We start from the raw sequence: 5,242 nt of genomic DNA on the forward strand, positions 1-5,242 counted from the left end.
CCGTAAGGCCGACGGTGAGAGCCATGGCAACAAGGACGCCGAACCACTTCTTGACCATGAGAACCTCCGGTGATCGGCGCGCCGCCGAGTTGCAGCGCTGGTCTCTGGTGTGGCACCAGGCGGTATCGGGTCACCGCGGGCCCGGTATCACCGCGGTATCGGAGGCGTTGACCAGGCCGCTGACCCGGCGGAGAGTCGGGCCGTGGGCATCCAGGTGCTCGGTCCTCTTGCCGTCGGCGGTTCCGACGGCTACGGCCTGCGTGACCGGGTGGTGCTGGAGGTGCTGGTCGTCCGAGCGAACGAGGCGGTGGACACCGAGGTTCTTGCAGACGCCCTGTGGGCCGAGGACCCCCCGACCAGCTGGCCGAAGGTGGTGCAGGGGTGCATCAGCCGGCTGCGCAAGRAGCTCGGGCCGGACGCGATCCGGACCACCTCGCACGGCGGCTACGTCCTGCGCGTGACCGAGGACCAGGTCGACAGCCACAGGTTCGAGCGGATGCTGGCACGAGCGCGGGACCACCTGGCCGACCACGACCCCGATCGAGCCTCCTACGTCCTGACCGAGGCACTCTCGCTGTGGCGGGGAAGGGCGCTGTCTGACCTAGACGAATGGGAGCCTGGCCGCACCGAGGCCGAACGGCTCGACGGCCTCCGCATGGACGCCCAGGAGCTCCGCGTCGAGGCCGAGATCTCGGCCGGTCGCGCGCGCGCGAGTCTCGAAGATGCTCGGGCCCTGGTCCGGGAGGCTCCCTTCCGCGAGCGGCGCTGGGCGCTGTTCGCCCGTGCGCTCTACCAGTCGGGCCGGCAGTCCGAGGCACTCGACGCGCTCGGCCGGGCACGTCGGATGCTCCGGGCCGAGCTGGGGCTGGACCCGGGACCAGAGCTGCAGGCGCTGGAGGAGGCGATCCTCCGCCAGGACCCTGGTCTCGAGGGGACGGAGTCGCTCATCACCAGCCTGGTCTGCCCGTACCGCGGGCTCCTGCCCTACGGCAGTGAGGATGCGGAGACGTTCTTCGGACGGGAGGCCGACGTCGAGGCGTGCATGTCCCGACTGCGCGCGCGTGGCGTCCTCGTCGTCATCGGCCCGTCGGGCATCGGCAAGTCGTCGCTCGTCCGAGCAGGGGTCGTCGCCACCCTGCAGGACGACGGTGCGCGAGCCCTGGTGACCTCGCCGGGGAGCCGACCTCTCGAATCGCTCACGGCCCTGCCGTCCCGTGCGCCGTTCCCGGTGCTCGTGGTCGACCAGGCCGAGGAGGCAGTCACCCTGTGCACCGAGGCGGGCGAACGGACTGAGTACCTCGATCGCCTCTCCGCGTACGAGGGTCCGGTGGTGCTCGCGCTGCGCGCCGACCGGCTGGGAGAGCTGTCCATGCACCGCGGTTTCGCCAGGCTCGTCGAGGATGGCCTGTACCTGGTGTCCCCGATGAGCGACGAGAACCTTCGAGCCGCGATCGAGGGACCCGCTCGACAAGCAGGGCTCCGGCTCGAGCCCGGCCTCGTGGACCTGCTCGTGCGTGACGTGGAGGGCGAACCTGGCTCGTTGCCCATGCTGTCGCACGTTCTCCGACAGACCTGGGAGCGACGAGAGGGGCCCACGCTCACCGTCGAGGGCTACCGGGCCACGGGCGGGATCCGCGACGCGGTCGCGCAGTCGGCAGAGGCCCTCTTCACGCAGTTCGACGAACGACAGCAGACGTTGGTGCGTGCCATGTTCCTCCGCCTGGTCGCACCCAGCGATGACGGTGTGCCGATCCGTTCACGTGTCCCACGACAGAGACTGGCGCTCGACGAGTCGCACGACCGACTCCTCGACCTCCTGACCGGTGCCCGGCTGGTCAGCAGCGACGAGGGCGACGTGCAGATCGCGCACGAGGCCCTCACCCGCGAGTGGCCCCGACTGCGCGGCTGGCTGGAGGACGACGTCGAGGGCCAGCGCGTCTTCCGCCACCTCACGACCGCCGCCGAGGGCTGGGACAGCATGGGGCGTCCGGACAGCGAGCTCTACCGGGGGATGCGACTCGCCAGTGCGTCGGAGTGGGCAGAACAGCACCAGCCGGAGCTGACCGCGACCGAGCAGGCGTTCCTCGACGCCTCCCGTGCCACCGCCGAGCGCGAGTTGCGGTCGAGAGCTCGCACCAACCGTCGGCTGCGACTCGCGCTGGCCGGCGTCGGTGCACTGCTCGTCGCGGCACTCGGTGCGGGTGTCGTCGCGGCGGAGGCCGCTCGGACGGCCGAGGAGCAGGCGCGCCTCGCCGACTCGCGCCGCCTGTCCGCCGAGGCCCTCACGACCGTCGAACCCGACCTGGCAGTGCTGCTGGGGTTGCAGGCGGTGCGGCTCGACGACTCGCACGCGGCTCGCTCGGCGCTCTTCGAGGTGCTCGGAAAGGAGGGAGACCTGGTCGCTGTCTCCCGCGGGTCGGGGTTCGACTACGTCGACGTCAGTCCCGACGGTCGGACCGTCGCGGCGACCAGCGCGTTCGGTGCCGACGCCCAGGGCCAGACCTCACTGGACGCACAGACCCTGGCCTTGACGGTCGCCCGGCCGGACCTCCTGACCGTGGGGCTCGAGTACAGCCCCGACGGGCAGGAGCTTGCAGTCGGGGTGTCAGGATTCGACCCGGCGGGGTCCTCCGAGGTCGTCCCCGTGCCGCACCCCGTACGCGTTCTCGACGCCCGGTCGTTGCAGGACGTGGCGACGTACGACGGGTTCGCCGAGGGCGCGCAGGTCGAGCAGGACGGGATGGACTTCAGCGAGGACGGATCCAGGTTCGCCGCGGTCGCCTGGCTCGACGGCGCGCCCTGGGAGGCGATGGTGTGGGACACCGCCGATCCGACCGAGCCGGTCCTTCGCGTTCCACTCACCGCGAACCTCTACGGCCTGGTGGAACTGAGCCCGGACGGCAGGACCGTCACCGTCGCACAGCGAACGGGTTCGGAGAGCCTGCGCGCCATCGATGTCGACACGGGAGCCGTGCTGCGGTCCAGCGCACCCAACTGGGGCGGCGAACGCGGCGGGATCATCGCGCTGAGTCCTGACGGCTCGACTCTCGCCCACTCCGACGTCGATGGGGTGGCAGTCCTCGACGCCGGGACGTTCGAGCGGCGGTTCACCCTCGCGGGCGAGTCCAGCGGGGCGAGTGCTCTGGCCTTCAGTGCCGACGGGAGTCTGCTGGCCGCCGGCTATGCCGACGGGACGATCGTGATCTGGGACCTGGACGACCGCGTGGCCGTGCACACCTTCCGGGGACATGCCAAGGAGGTCGGCTCGGTGGCGTTCAGCCCGGACGGCACCACTGTCTACTCGGTCGCCCCGGACCGGCTGCTCCTGGCATGGGACCTCACCGGCACGCGCGGGTTCCCGGGATGGCGATCCTTCCCCGAGCGCCCGGCCGGCCGGCAGGTGCACGCGAGCGAGCCGTCGCCCGACGGGACCCACGTGCTGTACGAGGCCTACACGGGCGAGCTCCGACACCAGACGATGCAGTTCCGCGACCTCGCGACCGGTTCGCTGACTCCCCTGCAGGATCTCGTCCGCGTGAACCAGTACCTCTGGAGCCCGGACTCGAGTGTCGTCCTCACGGCGGGCAGCAACGACGGCGACGCGACGTCTTGGCTGGAGACGTGGGATCCGGCGACCGGGTCGTCGGKGCGGCGGAACGACCTCGTCGCCGCGAAGTGGCTCGCGTTCACGAGCGACGGGAGACTCGTGGCGGTCGGGCCGGACGACGCCGTGAGGCGGATCGACCCGGTGACGCTCGAGGTCGACGGGCCGCCGATCGAGCTCCCGAGACTCAGCGGGGACGACTGGGACCTGCCCGTGCTGAGTCCCGACGACCGCACCGCCGTGCTTCGTCGCTGGATCGGTGACACTGTCGCGGTCGTGGACCTGCCGACGGGGAACGTCCGCGACGTCAACCTCGACGGCTTCCCGTCCGCCTTGGCCTTCTCGCCCGACAGTCGTTCTCTCGCGGTCTACTTCGACGCCGGCCTCTGGGGCGTCATCGACGTCGCGGCCCTGCGCGAGGGGAGGCTCGAGTACCTGCTGCCCCTTCGCTCGTTCCCGAGCAACTTTGTCCAGGACCTGACCTACAGCGCCGACGGCAGTCAGATCATCGCGAGCGGCAGCGGCCTCGTCGAGCTCTGGGACGCACGGACGCTGCTTCGGCTGGCCAGCTTCGGCTTCGACGGCCAGGACGACAACTCGAACGCACGCCCATTGCCGGACGGGCACACGCTCCTCGTCGCACACCCCCGTGGTCGGGTACTCGCCTGGGACACCCGCCCGCAGCACCTCATCGACGTCGCGTGCCGTCTCGCCGGTCGCAACCTCACCCGGGCGGAGTGGGTCCAGTACGTGCCGAACCGCGCGTACGCGCCCACGTGCCCCGGACCCGGTTGATCGCACGAGCGGGCATCCCGCCGGTATCTCCCTCGGCCGGCCACCCTCCTGACCGGTAGGCGGGCACATCGACGTGCCCGCCATCGAGCAGGGGGTGGGCACGATGGCATACGAGATTCGCGGGTCCTTGTGGGGAACGCTGTGTCACGACGTGCGGGAGCCGCTCGCCGGCCTCGAGCTGCGCGCGTACCGGTCGACCGGGGACCGCACCACGGAGCAGGCGGTTGCGGCCGACAAGGAGACGTTCCACGAGGTGGCCGAGGGCGAGCGCACGGGGTCACCCGTCGCCGTGGCACGCGTCGAGGAGTCGGGGAAGTACGTCCTGACGATCGACGACAAGGAGTACGACGGCGGTCCGCTGGACCTCGACCTGTACGTCACGAGGCCGCCGCGGCCCCGGCACGAGCCGGACTCGAAGCCGCGGCAGTTCGCCGTGACGACCCTCCAGCCGCGCTGGCGGCAGACGGAGGACGGCATCCTCGCGGTCTGGGAGTACGCGATCCCGAACCGCTTCTGGTGCCACATCCTCGCGCTGTTCGGCATCTGGACCATCAGCGGCCGGATCACGACGTGCGACGACCACAGCCCGATCCCTGGCGCGGTGGTCACGGCGTTCGACGCCGACTGGCTCCAGGACGACCCGCTCGGCACGGCCACCACCGACGGGACCGGCCACTACGTCCTCACGTACCTGGCCTCCGACTTCCGCCGCACACCGTTCTCGCCGTTCATCAACGTCGAGCTGACCGAGGGACCGGACGTCTACGTCAAGGTCGAGCTCGGCGGTCAGCCGATCATCACCGAGACCCAGTCGGACGGTCGCAAGCCCGGCCGGCAGAACGT

The 5,242-nt window shown here is 70.8% G+C and carries 2 protein-coding genes; both read left to right on the plus strand.

Annotated elements, in window-relative coordinates; all coding sequences use genetic code 11:
* Nucleotides 1–202 precede the first annotated feature (202 nt).
* Nucleotides 203–4,399: an nSTAND1 domain-containing NTPase gene (locus AC1DUQ_RS17210; protein ID WP_477074206.1), complete on the plus strand. Its 4,197-nt coding sequence runs from the start codon at nt 203–205 to the stop codon at nt 4,397–4,399.
* A 103-nt stretch (nt 4,400–4,502) separates the two neighbouring features.
* Nucleotides 4,503–5,242: carboxypeptidase-like regulatory domain-containing protein (locus tag AC1DUQ_RS17215; RefSeq protein ID WP_477074207.1), on the plus strand; the 740-nt coding region annotated here is incomplete at its 3' end.

This window comes from Cellulomonas sp. P4_B5_2 (assembly GCF_056402235.1).